Genomic DNA, 14,657 nt, shown 5'->3' with positions numbered 1-14,657 from the left:
CGCGAACGGATGCCCGTCCCGACTCGTTCGGGGCGGGCATCCGTCGTTCGCGCCCGCGCCCGCGCCCGCGTCCGGTCCCGGCGCGACCGCCCGCTCAGCGGCCGATGTCGCGGCGGCGCAGCGCGAGCATCCCGATCACGACCGCGAGTACGGAGAGCGCGAGCAGCAGCGCGAGCCCGCCCGCGTCGACGCCGTTCCGCAACGGCTCCTCGCCGAAGGCCCAGGAGTAGGGGGAGAGCGCGCCGACCCACTCCAGGTCGGCGCTCTGATTGCCGAGCGCGTTGAGCGCGTAGCCGACGACGGCGACCCCCGCGCCGCCCGCGATGGCGAGCATCCGCCGCCCGGTCGCCGCCCCGACGCCGAGCGCCGCCGCCCCGCTGAGGGCGCTGAGCAGCAGCAGCGCGAGTCCGCCGCCGACGAGCCCCTCCACCGCGACCCCGAGGTCGAACGCGCTCGAGTACACGGCGACGAGCGCCGTGACGAGCGCCACGAGCAGCACGAGCTTCAGCAGCACGACGAGCCCGCGCTCGAGCAGCACGCGCTCGCGGCTCACGCCGTGCGCGAGCACGAGCTCGAGCCCGCCGCGCTCCTCGTCGCCCGCGATGGCGGCCGAGCCCCAGGCGGTCGCGGCGATGACGAGCAGCAGGAACCCCAGCAGCCCGTAGACCGTGCCCTGGGTGTAGCCGGCGCCGGAGAGGATGTCGTCGTAGTTGAGCGTCTGCACGAGCTCGGGCGGCAGCCCCTCGATGACGGCGGCGAACTCGGGGTTGCCGCCGATCGACGGGTAGAGCGGCAGGTAGAGCGAGGTCACGGCGGTGAGGCCGAGCGCCCAGCCGAGCAGGCCGCGGCGGCCCTCGACGAGATCGCGGCGGGCGAGGGGCAGGATGCTCACGACGCGCTCCCCGCCGCCGCGACCCGCTCGGGGCCGTACAGGTCGAGCACCGCGCGCTCGAGATCGGGCTCCTGCACGACGAGGTCGCGCACGTCGAGCGCGGCGAGGGCCGCGACGAAGGCGCCGACCTCCCCGGTGAGAGCGCCGATCACGCCGGGGTCGGGATCATCGGGCGCGCCCGTGCGCAGCGCGAGCCCGGGCAGGGCCGCGATGCGCCGCAGCAGCTCGTCCCGCTGCCCGGAGCCGACCCGCACGCGCACCTCGCGGGGCGCCGCGGCCCGCAGGGCGGCCACGTCGCTGCGCGCCACGACCCGCCCCTCGCGCAGCACGGCCACCTCGTCGGCGACGTGCGCGATCTCGCTGATGACGTGCGAGCTCAGCAGCACGGTGCGGCCGGCCTCGCGCGCGTCGCGCACGAGGGTCAGGAACTCCTGCTGCACGAGCGGGTCGAGCCCGCTCGTCGGCTCGTCGAGCACCAGCAGCTCGGGGTCGTGCGCGAAGGCCTGGATCACCCCGACCTTCTGCTTGTTGCCCTTGCTCAGCGCCCGCACGGGCCGGTCGAGGTCGAGCCCGAGCCGGTCGGCGAGCGCATCGACGCGGGCCGGGGCGCCGCGCGCGCCGTCGAGCGCGGCGTAGTGGGCGAGCACGCGGCGGGCCGACTGCCGCGAGTCCATCGCGAGCTCGCCGGGCAGGTAGCCGATGCGGCGGCGCTGCGCGGCGCCGCCGGTGCGCGGGTCGCGGCCGAGCATGCGCACCGAGCCGCTCGTCGGCCGCACGATGTCGACGAGGGTGCGCATGGTCGTGGTCTTGCCGGCGCCGTTCGGTCCGATGAGACCGATGATGCGGCCCGCGGGCACCTCGAGGTCGATGCCGTGTAGCACCTCGCGCCGCCCGAACCGCTTCACCAGCCCGCTGATCTCGATCGCCGCGCCGGTCATGCCGCCCCCTCCGGCTCGAGGGCCGCCCGCGCGCCCTCGAGCATCGATCCGTCGGCGTAGAGGCCGTGCGTGTAGAGCTCGAGCGTCGGCAGGGTGAGCCGCTCGACGGCGCTCGCGCTGAGCCCGTCCTCGCCGAGCGCGCGCCCGATGTGGCGCTGCAGCAGCAGCGGGACGAGCCCATGCGCGGCGACGACCACCGCGGTCGTGCGCGGGTCGCTCGACGGCCGCACGGCGCCGGAGCGCTCGCCCTCCGCGAGCATCGCGGCCGTGCGGTCGACGATCGCGTCGAACAGCCGGTCACCCGCCGGGCCGCCGTCGGTGATCATGCGCGCGAGGTAGTCGAAGGAGGGGCGGGTGCGGGGCAGCTCGGCGAGCCAGCGCCGCGCGAGCCCGATGACGTCCGCGCCGGGGGCGAGCGCGTCGTCGCCGAGCAGCGCGTCGAGGATGTGCGCGTCGCAGGCCGCGCGCAGGCCCTCCTTCGATCCGAAGTGGTGCAGCACGAGCGCGGGGCTGACCCCGGCCGCCTCGGCGATGGCCCGCACGCTCGCGCCGGCGTAGCCGTGGCGTCCGATGAGCGCGAGCGCGGCATCCCGGATGCGGTCGCGGGCGTCGTCATCGGTGCCGAGATCGGTCGCGGGCGCGGTCATGCGCGCAGTCTAAACGATCGTTCAGCCGCGGTCGAGGGTGATCCCGCCGGACGTGAGCGAGGGCGGGAGCCGCCGGCCCCGCCCTCGCGTCGATCACGATCCGATCAGTCGGTGCTCTGGATGCCCGTCAGCAGCGCGCGGCCGATGATGTGGTCGCGCAGGATGAAGCCGACGAGGGCGGGCGTCGCGCCCTCCGGGGCCTCGATGCTCGGCACGTCGAGCGCGCTCACCGCGAAGACGTAGCGGTGCTCGCCGTGGCCCGAGGGCGGGGCCGCACCAAGGAAGCGCTCGAGGCGCAGCTCGTTCGCGACGGTCACGGCGCCCTCGGGCAGCAGACCGGCCTCGGGGTCGCCGGCGTTCGCGGCGAGCGAGGTCGTGCTCGCCGGCAGGTTGTAGACCGTCCAGTGCCACCAGCCGCTGCCGGTCGGCGCGTCCGGGTCGTACATCGTGACGACGTAGCTCTGCGTGCCCTCGGGGGCGCCGCTCCACTCGAGGGCGGGGGAACGGTCGTCGCCGCCCGCGCCGGCGATGCCCGATCGCGCCCAGTCGGGCAGCCGCTCGCCCTCGGCGAAGTCGGGGCTCGTGAGCGAGAAGGCGGGCACCTCGGGCATGCGCCACGTCGGATCGTTCGTCATGGATCTCCTCCAGGGGGAATCGGTGGACTGCCACCGTGGCACGCCTCTCTGCGAGCATCCCGCGGCGTTCGGAGGGTGCGCGCGGCGGGGGCGAAATGCATTCAGCCAGTCGGCAGGTGATCCCCAGCGACTCGACATCGAACCTGGATCATCCGCCCGGTCTTCTGCGGACAGTCAAAACATGGCCAAAGGGGCCCACGACCCGATGGATCACCCGGACGCATGCCGATCGCGCGTCGTCCTCCGATTCACAGGACAATCATGGATTTCCAGATCGTGCAGGCCTTCTTCATGCTGGGGTTCGTGGCGATGGGCGCGGGCACCGTCTGGTTCGTGCTCGAGCGCAACGACCTGAAGCCGGAGCTGCGGTCGGTCGCGACCTACGCCGCGGTCATCACCTTCGTCGCCGCGATCCTGTACTACGTGATGAAGGATGTCGTGCAGTTCCCGGGCGGCTCCATCACCGCTGACGACGTCGAGGCCACCGCGCCGCTGCGGTACATCGACTGGCTCATCACCACGCCGCTGCTGCTCGTGGAGTTCGTGCTGATCGTCGCGCTCGCCGGCGCGGTCAAGAAGGGCCTGCTGACGAAGATCGTCATCGCCGACATCATCATGATCGTCACCGGCTACCTGGGTGAGATGGGCGAGCCCGGCTCGTTCTCGAACGTCATCTTCTTCGTCATCTCCTCGGCCGCGTGGATCTACATCATCTTCGTCATCCTGAAGATCAACGTCTCCGGCGCCCCGGACCACGTGCAGAGCGCGGTGCGCATCATGCGCCTGTTCGTGATCATCGGCTGGGCGATCTACCCCATCGGCACCGCCCTGCAGGAGTTCCTCGAGCTGGGCGGCGCGGACATCGCGGTCGCCGCGAGCGTCGCGGCCTGCATCTACGTCGTCGCCGACGTGGTGAACAAGGTCGGCTTCGGCATCATCGCGGTCAACGCCGCGAAGAAGTCGTCGGTGGCGCGTCAGCTCGAGCCCACCGCGTAGGGCCCACAGACCCCCGGCGCGGTCGCTCCTGTGGGGGAGCGACCGCGCCGTGGTCAGCACCATCAGCGCCGTGCGCGGGCCGTCCCGCGCACGGCGCTCGTCGTTCGCATAACGATTGCGCACGGCGGCGCGCTCGGCGCTCCGGGCGGCGATACCGTGTGCCTCATCGATCCACCGGGCTTCCCACCCGACGCGCGAGAGGCACGACCGTGAACGACCCGACGGGGCTCCCCGACCCCGGCACCGCCGTGATGGCGACGCCTTCGGGGGCGGCCGCCCCGACGGCCGTGAGCCCGGAAGCCGCGCAGGCCGCGAGCCCCGCCGCGCCGCCTCCGGCGCCGCTGCTGCCCGCCCGCACCCTCGAGCGCCGCATCGGCCCGAGCGATCTGCGCGTGTTCCCCATCGCCCTGAGCGGCAACGTCTTCGGATGGACGGCCGACGCCCCGACGACGACCGCGATCCTCGATCGCTACGCCGAGCTGGGCGGCACGTTCATCGACACCGCCGACTCCTACGCCGGCGGGCGCAGCGAGATCATGATCGGCAACTGGATGCGCGCGACCCGGCGTCGGCACCCGATGACGATCGCGACGAAGATCGGCAAGGGGCCCGACAACCCCGGCCTCTCGGCGCGCGCGATCGATCAGGCCGTCGAGGCCTCCCTGCGGCGCCTGCGGGTCGACCGCATCGACCTGCTCTACCTCCACATCGACGATGACGCCGTGCCCTTCGAGGAGACGCTCGCGGCCGTCGACGATCTCATCCGCGACGGCAAGGTGCGCTGGTTCGGGGGCAGTCACCACACCGGCAACCGACTGATCGAGGCGCGCATCGCGGTCGGCGTGCTCGGCGTCGCCCCCATGGTGGCCGTGCAGAACCACTACAACCTCGTGCACCGCACCGAGTACGAGGGCGATCTCGCCCGCGTCGCGGCCCAGCTCGACCTCGGCGTCATGCCCCGCTTCGCGCTCGCGGGCGGGTTCCTCACCGGCAAGTACCGCTCGCGCGGCGACGTCGAGCGGCTGCGGCGCGGCGGCGAGGCCACGCGCTACCTCACCCGTTCCGGGCTGCGCACGCTCGCCGCGCTCGACCGCGTCGCGGCCGAGACCGGCACCTCGGTGACCACGGCCTCGCTCGCGTGGCTGCTGAGCCGCCCGCGCGTCGTCGCGCCCGTCGTCTCGGTGAGCGAGCCCGATCAGCTCGACGCCGTGATGGCCGCGCCGAGGACGCCGCTCACGCGGCAGCAGCTCACCGAGCTCGATCGCGTCAGCTCCTAGCGTCGCGACCGCTCGCCCGCGGGGCGGGGGAGCGGCTCAGCGCGCCTCGTTCGTGACCCGCTCGATCGTGCCGCGCACGGCCGAGCTCGCGGCGACGACGTCGCCGACGTAGGCCCAGGTCATCGCGCCCACGTAGGCGAGCACGAGACGATCGGCGGCCTCGCCCGGCATGGGGTGGCCCAGGCGCACGAGGGCCCCCTCGAACAGCTCGTGGATCGCCTCGTGGAAGCTCGTGACGACGCCGCGCACCGGGTGGGCGGGGTCGGCGAACTCCGCGGCCGCGTTGACGAAGGGGCAGCCGCGGTAGCCGGGCGCCTGGATCTGCGCGACGACGGCGTCGCCGACGAGCCGCAGCCCGACCGCCGCGTCCTCGTGAGCGGCGAGCAGGCTCGTGAGCGACTCGATGGTCGCGTCGCGGCGGGCGCTGATGTAGTCGAGCACCAGCCGCTCCTTCGAGCCGAAGTGCTTGTAGAAGGTGGCCTTCGTCACCTGCGACTCGGAGATGAGCAGGTCGACGCCGACGGGCCGGATGCCGTCGTCGTAGAAGCGGCGCATGGCAGTCGCGAGGATGCGGCCCTTCGCGGGCGCGACACGGGGCGCCGGCGGGGCGTCGACCGCGGGCGAGCTCGAGGGGGAGGGGGTCGCAGTGGGGGAGGCTGCGGTGGTGATCGCCGACACGGAGAGGGCCTTTCGCTGGCGCGGGTCGCCGACGCGTCCTCTTCGGGATGGATCACGGGGGCTTCGGAGGGGTCCGATAGCCCGACTGTAGCAGGGACAGACAGCTTTGTCTGTCCTCACACGGGCAGGATCCCCGGTGCGACCTGTGAACCCCGTCGGGGCCGGTCGCCGTCGCGAGGGCCTGGCCTAGGCTCGACGGTGACGAAGGAGCGTGGATCTCGTGTCTCGGTACGTGTACCTGGTCCGGCACGGCGAGCAGCAGGACGCCGAGCACGGGCTCCCCGACGGACCCTTGAGCGGGCGGGGCCAGCGCCAGGCCCGCGCGATCGCCGAGCGGCTGAGCGGGGTTCCCTTCGCGAGCGTGCACACCTCGCCGCTGCAGCGGGCGGTCGAGACCGCGACGCAGATGACCGACCGGATGCCCTCGATGGAGCCGCAGCGGTCCTCCCTGCTGATGGACTGCATCCCCTCGGGGCCCAGCCCGGCGATGCCGCACGCCTTCGAATCGTTCTACGGCGGCATCACCGAGGAGGAGATCGCGGCGGGTGAGGCGCAGATGGCCGACGCGACCGCCGAATGGCTCTCCCCGTCTCGGGATGATCGGCACGACCTCCTCATCACGCACAACTTCGTCATCGCCTGGTTCGTGCGCGAGGTGCTCGACGCGCCGTCCTGGCGCTGGATGGGCCTCAACCAGGCCAACTGCGGGCTCACCATCCTGCGCGTGCGCACGGCGAAGCCCCCGGTGCTCGTCGTGCACAACGATCTCGGGCACCTGCCCGTGGAGCTGCGCACCGGGCTGCCGGTGGAGCAGCCCTTCTAGCGGTCCGCGGTCGCGTCGGTCTCCGCGACGTGCCCGGTCTCCGCGCCGAGGCCGGTGTCCGCGGCGGTGCCGGCGGCGGCGAGGCGGTCGAGCCGCGCACGGGTGTAGCGCATGCTCGAGGATTCCGGACCGAGCACGGTGCGCATCCCCCAGAGCACGAGGCGGGTCGCGGTGATCGCCGGCCACCACGGGCGGCGCAGGCCGAGCAGCGCCCGGTAGCGGGCGGGCAGCGAGGCCACGGCGCCGGCGAACAGGATGCGGTACACGGGCCCGACGCCGCGGCCGAGCGGCGGGTTCCGCAGCCAGCGCACGGCCTCGTCGACGCGGGCGTCGCGGCGCAGCACGGGCAGGTAGGAGGCGAGGGCGTCGTCGAGCTCCTGCCGCGAGCGCGGCGGATCGACCATGCCCATGAGCTCGCCGGCGGTCGCCCACTCCCGCACGTACCGGTCGGAGCCGCCCGGCACGGGGCCGCCCCAGGTCTCGTGCGATCCGATGAAGGCGTCGGCGAACACGCAGTGCACCCAGCCGATGAGGTCGGCGTCGCGGGCCTCGTACGCCACGGCCGAGCCGTCGGCCCCCGTGTACTCGCCGCGCACGCGCTCGTGCAGGCGGCTGACCCAGGCGCATCCCGCCTCGGCCTGCGCCCGATCGGCGAAGGTCGTGGTGAGCACCCAGCGCACGGTGCCCGAGAGCCGACCGAGCGGGTCCTGCTGGTAGCGCGAGTGGTCGTGCACGCCGGCCATGGCGCCGGGGTGCAGGGTCTGCATCAGCAGGGCGCGCACGCCCGCGACGATCGTCGGGGTGCCGTTGTGCACGGCCCAGACGGCCGAGCCGGGGCCGAACCAGCCCTCGTCCTCGCCGGTCTCGAGGGCGCGCACCCAGCCCGGCACGCCGTCGGGGTCGCCGGAGAACATCGTGAGGATGCGCCCGCGCGCGCGGGCGACGACGGCGGGACGGGGCATGCGAGGACTGTGCCACACCGCTCTGGGGGCGCCGGGTGAACCGGCTGGGAGCGGGCGCGGCGCGGGCGCGATGGCGACCCGATCCGGGATGCGAGCGATACCCCTAGGGGTATAGGATATCGACGTGACCACGACTCCCGCGAAGACCTACCTCATCATCGGCGGCGTCGCCGGCGGCATGTCGGCCGCCACGCGGCTGCGCCGCCTCGACGAGCGCGCCCGCATCCTCGTCCTCGAGCGCGGCGCCGACGTCTCCTTCGCCAACTGCGGCCTGCCGTACCACGTCGGCGGCGTCATCGAGCGGCGCGACGCCCTCGTGCTGCAGACCCCGGCGGCCCTCGGCGCCCGCTTCGGGCTCGACGTGCGAGTGCGCACCGAGGCCATCGCCATCGACACGGCGGGGCGCACCGTGACCGCCCGCGACCTCGCCACGGGGGAGGAGGAGCGCATCGCCTACGACGCCCTGGTCCTGAGCCCCGGCGCCGCCCCGAAGCGCCCCGCCATCCCCGGTGCCGAGCGGGGCCTCGTGCTGCGCGACCTCGCCGACACCGACGCCATCATCGACGCCGCTCGGGATGCCCGCACCGCCGTCATCGCGGGCGGCGGCTACATCGGCCTCGAGCTCGCCGAGAACCTGCACGCCGCGGGCCTCGCCGTCACCATCGTGCAGTCGGGCCCGCAGCTGCTGGGCTCGCTCGACCTCGAGATGGCCCACCCGCTCGCGCAGCGGGCTCGGGAGCGCGGCCTCGACGTGCGGCTCTCGCAGCGGCTCGCCGCGATCGACGAGACCGAGGTCGTGCTCGCCGACGGGCAGCGGCTGCCCGCCGACCTCGTGGTGCTCGCCGTCGGCGTCGAGCCCGAGAGCTCGCTCGCCGTCGCGGCGGGCCTGGCGGTCGACGCCCGGGGCGGCATCGTGGTGGACGAGTTCCAGCGCACCTCCGACCCGGCCGTGTGGGCCGTGGGCGACGCGGTCGCGAAGCCGCTGCTCGACGGGGACGACGCGCTCGTGCCGCTCGCGGGCCTGGCGAACCGGCACGGGCGGCTCGCGGCCGACGCGATCGCCGGCGTCGCGCATCCCGCCGCCCCCGCCCTCGGCACCGCCGTCATCGGGTTCCTCGGGCTCACGGCTGCGAGCGTCGGCCGCACCGAGCGCGCGCTGCGCGCCGAGGGCCGGGCCCTCCGCGTGATCCACACCCACCCGATGGACCACGCCGGCTACTACCCGGGCGCGACGATGCTCGCCCTCAAGCTCATCCTCGACGCCGAGACCGACGCCATCCTCGGTGCGCAGGCCGTCGGCGAGAACGGCGCCGAGAAGCGCATCGACGTCATCGCGACGGCCATGGCCGGCGGCATCACGGGCCGCGGGCTCGCCGACCTCGAGCTCGCCTACGCGCCGCAGTACGGCTCGGCGAAGGACCCGATCAACCTGCTCGGCTACGTCGACGACAACCTGCTCGACGGCGAGCTCAGCGTGCAGTGGCACGAGCTCGAGGCTCGGCGGGCGGAGGGCTGGCGGCTCGTCGACGTGCGCACCGCGGCCGAGCACGAGGCCGGCGCCATCGAGGGCGCCGAGCTCATGCCGCTCGACGAGCTGCGCACGCGCGCCGAGCAGCTGCGCGGCGAGCGCCTCATCGTGCACTGCAAGGTCGGTCAGCGCGGGCACACCGCGACGCGCCTGCTGCAGCAGTACGGTGTCACCGCGGCGAACCTCGACGGCGGATGGCTCACCTGGCAGGCCGGTCGCGCCGCGACCGCCGAAGCGGTTCCGAACAAGGAGGACTAGATCATGGCGGACGAGATCACCGTGGACCAGCTCGTGCTCGAGCAGTCGGTCGGCCCCATCACGCTCATCGACGTACGGGAGGCGGACGAGTTCGCCGCCGCGCGCGTGCCCGGGGCGCGGCTCGTGCCGCTCGGCACCGTGCCCGACTCGGTCGACTCCATCCCCGATGACGGCACGATCTACGTCATCTGCCACTCGGGGGCGCGCTCGCAGCGGGCGGCCGACTACCTGCTCGCGCACGGGCGCAACGCCATCTCGGTCGCGGGCGGCACCTCGGCCTGGGTGCAGCGCGGGCTCGAGTACGAGAGCGGGCCGGTCGCGACGGAGCCCGGCGCATGAGCGCCGCCGTGCCGGCCGACGAGGCCAAGCGCATCGCCAACCGCCTGCGCCGCGCGCAGGGGCAGCTCGCCGCCGTGCTGACCATGGTGGAGGAGGGGCGGGACTGCCGCGACGTCATCACGCAGCTCTCCGCCGTCTCGAGCGCCATCGACCGCGCGGGCTTCGCGATCATCGCCTCGGCGATGCGCGATTGCCTGCGCGAGGACGACGTCGCCGCGGGCGAGGAGGCCGAGAGCTCGGCCGATCGCGCGGTGCGCATGGCCGACCTGGAGAAGATGTTCCTCAGCCTGGCCTGAGGCCCGGCGGCGGAGGATCGGGCGGCGGAGGCCCGGGCTGCCGCGGCAGCCGGCTCAGTCGAGCGGCTTGCCGAGCCAGACGCTCGCGTTCGGGTTGTCGTTGTAGGCCGGGATGCTCACGAAGCCGAGCCGCGCGTACAGCGCGCCCGCCGCGGCCTGCGTCGTGTGGGTGTCGAGCACGAGCTCGGCCGCGCCCATGGCGCGGGCGCGGCGCTCCAGCTCGTCGACGAGGGCGCGGCCGTAGCCCAGCCGCCGCGTGTGCGGCTGCACCCACAGGTGCTTGAGCTCCCGGCGCGGGCCGAGCGGACCGTCGGGCACCGAGCGGATGCCGCCGCATCCCACATCGGCGGGCTCGCCGGCGAGGTTCTCGCCCTCGACGATGAGCAGCACGCCGTGCGGCTCCACGAAGTCCTGCTCGGCGGGCACGGGGCGGCGATACGGCCCCTGCTCGACGGGGAAGCCCTCGGCGCGGGCGTCGAAGTACTGCTCGAGCAGCGCGGCGGCGGCGGGGTCGGTCGTGCGCGCGGGGCGGAACGTCACCATCCCGCCAGCCTACGACCCCGATCGACCGGGCCCGGCGGCCGCCGAGCGCCCGGGATGCCGCCGGTAGGCTGAGCCCATGGTCATCAGGGTCGCCGTCGTCGGCGCGAGCGGCCGCCTCGGCGGCGTCGCCTGCCGCATCATCGAGCAGCAGTCCGAACTCGAGCTCGTCGCGCGCCTCGACTCGCGCAGCGACCTCGACGAGATGCTGGGGGCCGACGTCGTCCTCGACGTCACGACGCCCGGCGTCTCCCCGACCGTCGTCGACCACGCCGTGCGCTCGGGCCTCAAGGTGCTCGTCGGCACGAGCGGCTGGAGCGAGCAGCGCCTGCGCGGGGTGCGCACCCTGCTCGCCGCTCATGAGGGCGCGGCCGTCGTCGTCGTGCCGAACTTCTCCGTCGGCTCCGTCGTCGCCACCCACCTCGCCACGATCGCCGCGCGCTTCTTCGAGTCGATCGAGATCGTCGAGGCCCACCACGCGGCGAAGGTCGACTCGCCGAGCGGCACGGCCGTGCGCACCGCCGAGCTCATCGGGCACGCCCGCGCCGAGCTCGGGCCGGTCGTCGCCCCGCACATCGATCAGCGGGCGCGGGGCCAGCAGGTCTCGAGCGTCCCGATCCACTCGCTGCGGCTGCAGGGCGTCGTCGCCCAGCAGGACGTCCACTTCGGCGGCACGGGCGAGGTGCTCACCCTGCGGCACGAGACGCTGTCCTCCGCCGCCTACGAGCAGGGCATCCTGCTCGGTCTGCGCGCCGCCGCCGAGGCGACCGGCCTCATCGTCGGCCTCGACTCGCTCATCGGGCTCGAACTGCCGGGAGCCGGCGCGCCCGCCGCACCCGCGGCGACCGCCGACGGCGCCGCCTGATGCGCGGCCGCCCCCGCCTCGCCGCACTCGGCATGGCGCTGCTGCTCGCCCTGTACCTCGTCTTCAGCGCCGTCTACGCCGTCCGACTGCTGCAGGATCCGCAGCCCATCGTGCAGGCGATGGGCTGGGCGCTCATCGTGCTGCCGCTCATCGGCGGCTGGGCGCTCGGGGCGGAGCTGCTGTTCGGCTACCGGGTCGAGAAGCTCGCGGGCCGGCTCGAGGCCGAGGGGGGCATCCCGCAGGATGCGCTGCCCGCGAAGACCAGCGGGCGCCTCGAGCGCGAGGCCGCCGACGCCGTCTTCGACCGGTACGCGGCCGAGGTGGCCGAGAACCCCGAGTCGTGGGCGCACTGGTTCCGGCTCGCGCTCGCCTACGACGCCGCGCGCGACCGCCGACGGGCGCGCTGGGCGATGCGGCAGTCGATCGCGTTCGCGAAGGCGTCCTCCGCCCTGTAGCCGCCGGTGCGGGATGCGCGTGCCGCCGGCCCGGCGTCGCCCCTCGCTACGCGGCCGCGCGCCCCTCGACGAGTGCGGCGATGGCCTGCTCGACCGTCTCATGCCGGAACCGGAATCCGTCCTGCTCGAGCGCCGTCGGCAGCACCTTCTGGCTCGGCAGCAGCAGCTGCTCGCCGGCCTCGCCCATGCCGAGGCGGATGAGCGGCTCGGGCAGCACGAAGGCGTGCGGCCGGTGCATCGCCCGCGCGAGCGACCGGGTGACCCGGTCGGCCGTGGCCGGGGTGGGCCCCGCGAGGTTCACCGGCCCGCGCAGCGAGGAGGCGAGCAGGTGCACGAGCGCCGCCGCCTCGTCGTGCAGGCTGATCCAGGGCCAGTGCTGGCCTCCGGTGCCCACGCGGGCGGCGAGCCCGAAGCGCGTGAGCAGGCGCAGCGGGGCCATCGCACCGCCCTCGCCGATCACGAGCCCGGTGCGGGCGAGCACGGTGCGCACGCCCTCGGGCGCGAGCCCCGCCGCCTGCTCCCACGCCTCCACCACGTCGGCGAGGAACCCCTCGCCTCGCGGCGCCGACTCGGTCAGCCGCTCGGCCGGGCGGTCGCCGTAGAAGCCGACCGCGGAGCCGCTGATGAAGGTTGCGGGCGGCGAGGCCGCCATCCCCATCGCCTCCGCGAGCGCGCGCGTCGACGAGATGCGCGAGTCGAGGATCTGCTTCTTCCAGCCCGCCGTCCACGGGATGCGGCTGATGGATGCCCCCGAGAGGTTGATGACCGCGTCGACGTCGTCCAGCACGCGGGCATCGAGCACGCGCGACTCGGGCGACCAGGCGAACTCGGTCTCGGAGCGCGGGGCGCGCCGCACGAGCGTCAGCACCGTGTGCCCGGCCTCCCGCAGCTGGCGCTGCAGCTCGGTGCCGATCATCCCGGAGGCGCCGGCGATGAGCACGCGCTGCGACGCCGGCTCAGCGGGCACCGGCGCGGGGGCGACCGCGGGCTTCGCCCGCTTCGTCGCGGGGGCGCGAGGCGCCGCGGCGGGCTTCTTCGGGGTGCGGGGCGTGCGGGGCTCGCGCGGCTCGGCCACTAGGCGAGCGAGGCTTCGAGGGTGATCGACGTGCCGCCGAGCGCCTTCGAGATGGGGCAGGTGGCCTTCGCCTCCTCGGCGAAGGTCTGGAACTCCTCGGCGCTGATGCCGGGCACCTTCGCGCTGACGAGCAGGTGGCTGCCGGTGACGCCCTCGCCGGGCACGAAGGTGACGGCGGCCGTGACCTGCAGGCTCTCGGGCGTGTGCCCGGCCTCGCTGAGGTTGTGCGCGAGCTGCATCGAGAAGCAGGAGGAGTGGGCGGCCCCGAGCAGCTCCTCGGGGTTGGTGCGCCCGGCCTCGCCCTCGGCGCGGGCGGCCCAGGTGACGGGGAACTCCGCCGCGTCGGAGGAGTCGAGGCTCGTGGTGCCCTTGCCCTCCATGAGGGATCCGAACCAGAGGGTGGTCGATTCGCTGGTCACAGCCATGATGCGTCTCCTTGCAGTCGCCCGACGGGGGAGCCCCAGCCTAGGCCGGGCCCCTGGACGGGCGGTAGGCGCGCGGGCGACCTGCCGGGGGAGTGCTCAGGCGACGGCGCGGCGCGGTCGGATGAGCCCGGCGCGGACGAGCAGCACGTACAGCTGGCAGCCGAGGCAGTAGTCGAAGACCGCGTTGAGGAACGCGGCGACGAAGGCCATGCCCGCAGCGACGACGAGCGCGCCGGGCACGCCCAGCAGGTGCAGCACGAGGCCGATGCCCGTGATGATGAAGCCCACGAGCTGCGCGAACGTCGGCGCGGCCGGGTCCTCACGGTCGGTCGGCGGCGCCAGGCGCGGGGCCACCACAGCCTTGTAGAGCGCGCCCCACGGGTGCCGGCGGATGCCCGCGAAGGCGCCCCAGGCGAAGATCGCGACGAGCACGGCGAGCAGGCCGCCGGCGGCGAGGGATGCCCCGCTCAGGCCGAGCGCGAGCACGACGAGCAGCAGCACCGCCGTGATCGCTGCGCCGAAGCGCGGGCCGCGCGGATCGATGCCCTGCGCGGCGGGCGCCGTCCCCGCCGGAGCGCCGCCGGTCGCCGCGCTCACGCGGCGACCTCCACGGCCGCGCGCGCCTCGGCGATCGCCGTGCGCACGTCGGCGGGCTTGGCGGCGCCGATGATGCGCGAGCGAACCGCGCCCGCGGCGTCGACGAGCAGGATGGTCGGGGTGCTCATCACCGCGTGATCCCGCGCGAGGTCGGGGTGCTCGGTGACGTCGAGCTCGCGGCGGCCGAGCGCCGCGTCGCCGGCGGCGATCTCCTCGGTCACCCGCCGCATCACGCCGCACGCGGAGCACACGGGGCTCGAGAGCTGCACGAGGGTGAGGTCGCTCCCGGGCACGACGAGCCGGGCATCCCGCCGCCCGTCGGAGACGGCCGTCACGCGACCGCGACGTGCGCGGATGACGAGGCCGGCGGCCATCGCGGCGGCGACGATCGCGACGAGCACGAGCAGAACGGAGGTCGGGTCCATGCTGGG

General features: G+C 74.4%; 19 protein-coding genes. 8 read left to right on the top strand and 11 right to left on the bottom strand.

What is annotated here, in order from left to right; translation table 11 throughout:
- Nucleotides 1-94: 94 nt before the first annotated feature.
- The 4 genes from HGB54_RS08440 to HGB54_RS08425 form a co-directional block, all read right to left on the bottom strand.
- Nucleotides 95-892 (bottom strand): ABC transporter permease subunit, encoded by a 798-nt coding sequence (locus tag HGB54_RS08440; RefSeq protein WP_168916043.1) that lies wholly within the window; start codon nt 890-892, stop codon nt 95-97.
- Nucleotides 889-1,830, bottom strand: a complete 942-nt coding sequence (locus tag HGB54_RS08435) for an ABC transporter ATP-binding protein (protein ID WP_168916042.1) — start codon at nt 1,828-1,830, stop codon at nt 889-891. The genes HGB54_RS08440 and HGB54_RS08435 overlap by 4 nt, the downstream gene beginning before the upstream one ends.
- Nucleotides 1,827-2,477, bottom strand: a complete 651-nt coding sequence (locus tag HGB54_RS08430; RefSeq protein WP_168916041.1) for a TetR family transcriptional regulator — start codon at nt 2,475-2,477, stop codon at nt 1,827-1,829. Before HGB54_RS08430 ends, HGB54_RS08435 begins: the two co-directional genes overlap by 4 nt.
- Before the next feature lie 104 nt (nt 2,478-2,581).
- Entirely contained in the window at nt 2,582-3,112 is a 531-nt protein-coding gene (locus HGB54_RS08425; RefSeq protein WP_168916040.1) for a YbhB/YbcL family Raf kinase inhibitor-like protein, read from the bottom strand.
- Between the two features lie 261 nt (nt 3,113-3,373).
- Between HGB54_RS08425 and HGB54_RS08420 the strand changes: the two genes are divergently transcribed.
- A complete protein-coding gene (locus tag HGB54_RS08420) occupies nt 3,374-4,108 on the top strand; it encodes a bacteriorhodopsin (protein ID WP_168916039.1) in 735 nt (244 codons plus the stop codon).
- A gap of 209 nt (nt 4,109-4,317) precedes the next feature.
- Entirely contained in the window at nt 4,318-5,385 is a 1,068-nt protein-coding gene (locus HGB54_RS08415; protein ID WP_228545758.1) for an aldo/keto reductase, read from the top strand.
- Between the two features lie 36 nt (nt 5,386-5,421).
- Here the strand turns inward: HGB54_RS08415 and HGB54_RS08410 are convergent, their stop codons facing one another.
- A complete protein-coding gene (locus HGB54_RS08410; RefSeq protein ID WP_168916038.1) occupies nt 5,422-6,063 on the bottom strand; it encodes a TetR/AcrR family transcriptional regulator in 642 nt (213 codons plus the stop codon).
- A 220-nt stretch (nt 6,064-6,283) separates the two neighbouring features.
- On the opposite strand from HGB54_RS08410, the gene HGB54_RS08405 reads away from it, so the two are divergent.
- On the top strand, nt 6,284-6,886 hold the full coding sequence (locus HGB54_RS08405; RefSeq protein WP_168916903.1) for a histidine phosphatase family protein: 603 nt from the start codon (nt 6,284-6,286) through the stop codon (nt 6,884-6,886).
- Here the strand turns inward: HGB54_RS08405 and HGB54_RS08400 are convergent.
- Nucleotides 6,883-7,848: an oxygenase MpaB family protein gene (locus HGB54_RS08400; protein WP_168916037.1), complete on the bottom strand. Its 966-nt coding sequence runs from the start codon at nt 7,846-7,848 to the stop codon at nt 6,883-6,885. The genes HGB54_RS08405 and HGB54_RS08400 overlap by 4 nt on opposite strands.
- A 124-nt stretch (nt 7,849-7,972) precedes the next feature.
- Between HGB54_RS08400 and HGB54_RS08395 the strand changes: the two genes are divergently transcribed.
- Genes HGB54_RS08395 through HGB54_RS08385 form a run of 3 tightly spaced genes read left to right on the top strand, consistent with a single transcriptional unit; the run spans nt 7,973 to nt 10,269 of the window.
- Nucleotides 7,973-9,634 carry an FAD-dependent oxidoreductase gene (locus tag HGB54_RS08395; protein WP_228545757.1) on the top strand — a complete coding sequence of 554 codons (1,662 nt, stop codon included), beginning with the start codon at nt 7,973-7,975 and terminating at the stop codon, nt 9,632-9,634.
- A 3-nt stretch (nt 9,635-9,637) separates the two neighbouring features.
- Nucleotides 9,638-9,973, top strand: a complete 336-nt coding sequence (locus HGB54_RS08390) for a rhodanese-like domain-containing protein (protein ID WP_168916036.1) — start codon at nt 9,638-9,640, stop codon at nt 9,971-9,973.
- The gene (locus HGB54_RS08385; RefSeq protein ID WP_168916035.1) at nt 9,970-10,269 is read left to right on the top strand and encodes a metal-sensitive transcriptional regulator; all 300 of its coding nucleotides are present in this window, start codon (nt 9,970-9,972) and stop codon (nt 10,267-10,269) included. The genes HGB54_RS08390 and HGB54_RS08385 overlap by 4 nt, the downstream gene beginning before the upstream one ends.
- 54 nt (nt 10,270-10,323) lie before the next feature.
- Here the strand turns inward: HGB54_RS08385 and HGB54_RS08380 are convergent, their stop codons facing one another.
- A complete protein-coding gene (locus HGB54_RS08380) occupies nt 10,324-10,812 on the bottom strand; it encodes a GNAT family N-acetyltransferase (RefSeq protein WP_168916034.1) in 489 nt (162 codons plus the stop codon).
- Nucleotides 10,813-10,888: 76 nt separating this feature from the next.
- Here HGB54_RS08380 and dapB point away from each other — a divergent pair, with 76 nt between their 5' ends.
- Together dapB and HGB54_RS08370 are read left to right on the top strand one after the other, a co-directional pair.
- Complete coding sequence (gene dapB / locus HGB54_RS08375) at nt 10,889-11,674, top strand: 4-hydroxy-tetrahydrodipicolinate reductase (protein ID WP_168916033.1); 786 nt, start codon at nt 10,889-10,891, stop codon at nt 11,672-11,674.
- Nucleotides 11,674-12,129, top strand: a complete 456-nt coding sequence (locus HGB54_RS08370; protein ID WP_168916032.1) for a hypothetical protein — start codon at nt 11,674-11,676, stop codon at nt 12,127-12,129. Before dapB ends, HGB54_RS08370 begins: the two co-directional genes overlap by 1 nt.
- Before the next feature lie 46 nt (nt 12,130-12,175).
- Here the strand turns inward: HGB54_RS08370 and HGB54_RS08365 are convergent, their stop codons facing one another.
- The 4 genes from HGB54_RS08365 to HGB54_RS12655 all read right to left on the bottom strand — a co-directional run bounded on the left by HGB54_RS08365 (nt 12,176) and on the right by HGB54_RS12655 (nt 14,651).
- Nucleotides 12,176-13,204, bottom strand: coding sequence for a TIGR01777 family oxidoreductase (locus HGB54_RS08365; RefSeq protein ID WP_228545756.1), 1,029 nt, complete (start codon nt 13,202-13,204; stop codon nt 12,176-12,178).
- Nucleotides 13,204-13,629, bottom strand: a complete 426-nt coding sequence (locus HGB54_RS08360) for an OsmC family peroxiredoxin (RefSeq protein WP_168916031.1) — start codon at nt 13,627-13,629, stop codon at nt 13,204-13,206. The genes HGB54_RS08365 and HGB54_RS08360 overlap by 1 nt, the downstream gene beginning before the upstream one ends.
- Before the next feature lie 96 nt (nt 13,630-13,725).
- Nucleotides 13,726-14,226, bottom strand: coding sequence for a DUF4395 domain-containing protein (locus tag HGB54_RS12660; RefSeq protein WP_228545755.1), 501 nt, complete (start codon nt 14,224-14,226; stop codon nt 13,726-13,728).
- Nucleotides 14,223-14,651, bottom strand: a complete 429-nt coding sequence (locus HGB54_RS12655; RefSeq protein WP_228545754.1) for a thioredoxin family protein — start codon at nt 14,649-14,651, stop codon at nt 14,223-14,225. The genes HGB54_RS12660 and HGB54_RS12655 overlap by 4 nt, the downstream gene beginning before the upstream one ends.
- Nucleotides 14,652-14,657: the final 6 nt, after the last annotated feature.

Origin of the sequence: Microcella flavibacter (genome assembly GCF_012530535.1) — a bacterium.
GTDB lineage: Bacteria > Actinomycetota > Actinomycetes > Actinomycetales > Microbacteriaceae > Microcella > Microcella flavibacter.
Note: the sequence above shows the minus strand (reverse complement) of the source record. Positions and strands in the feature narration are given on the sequence as shown.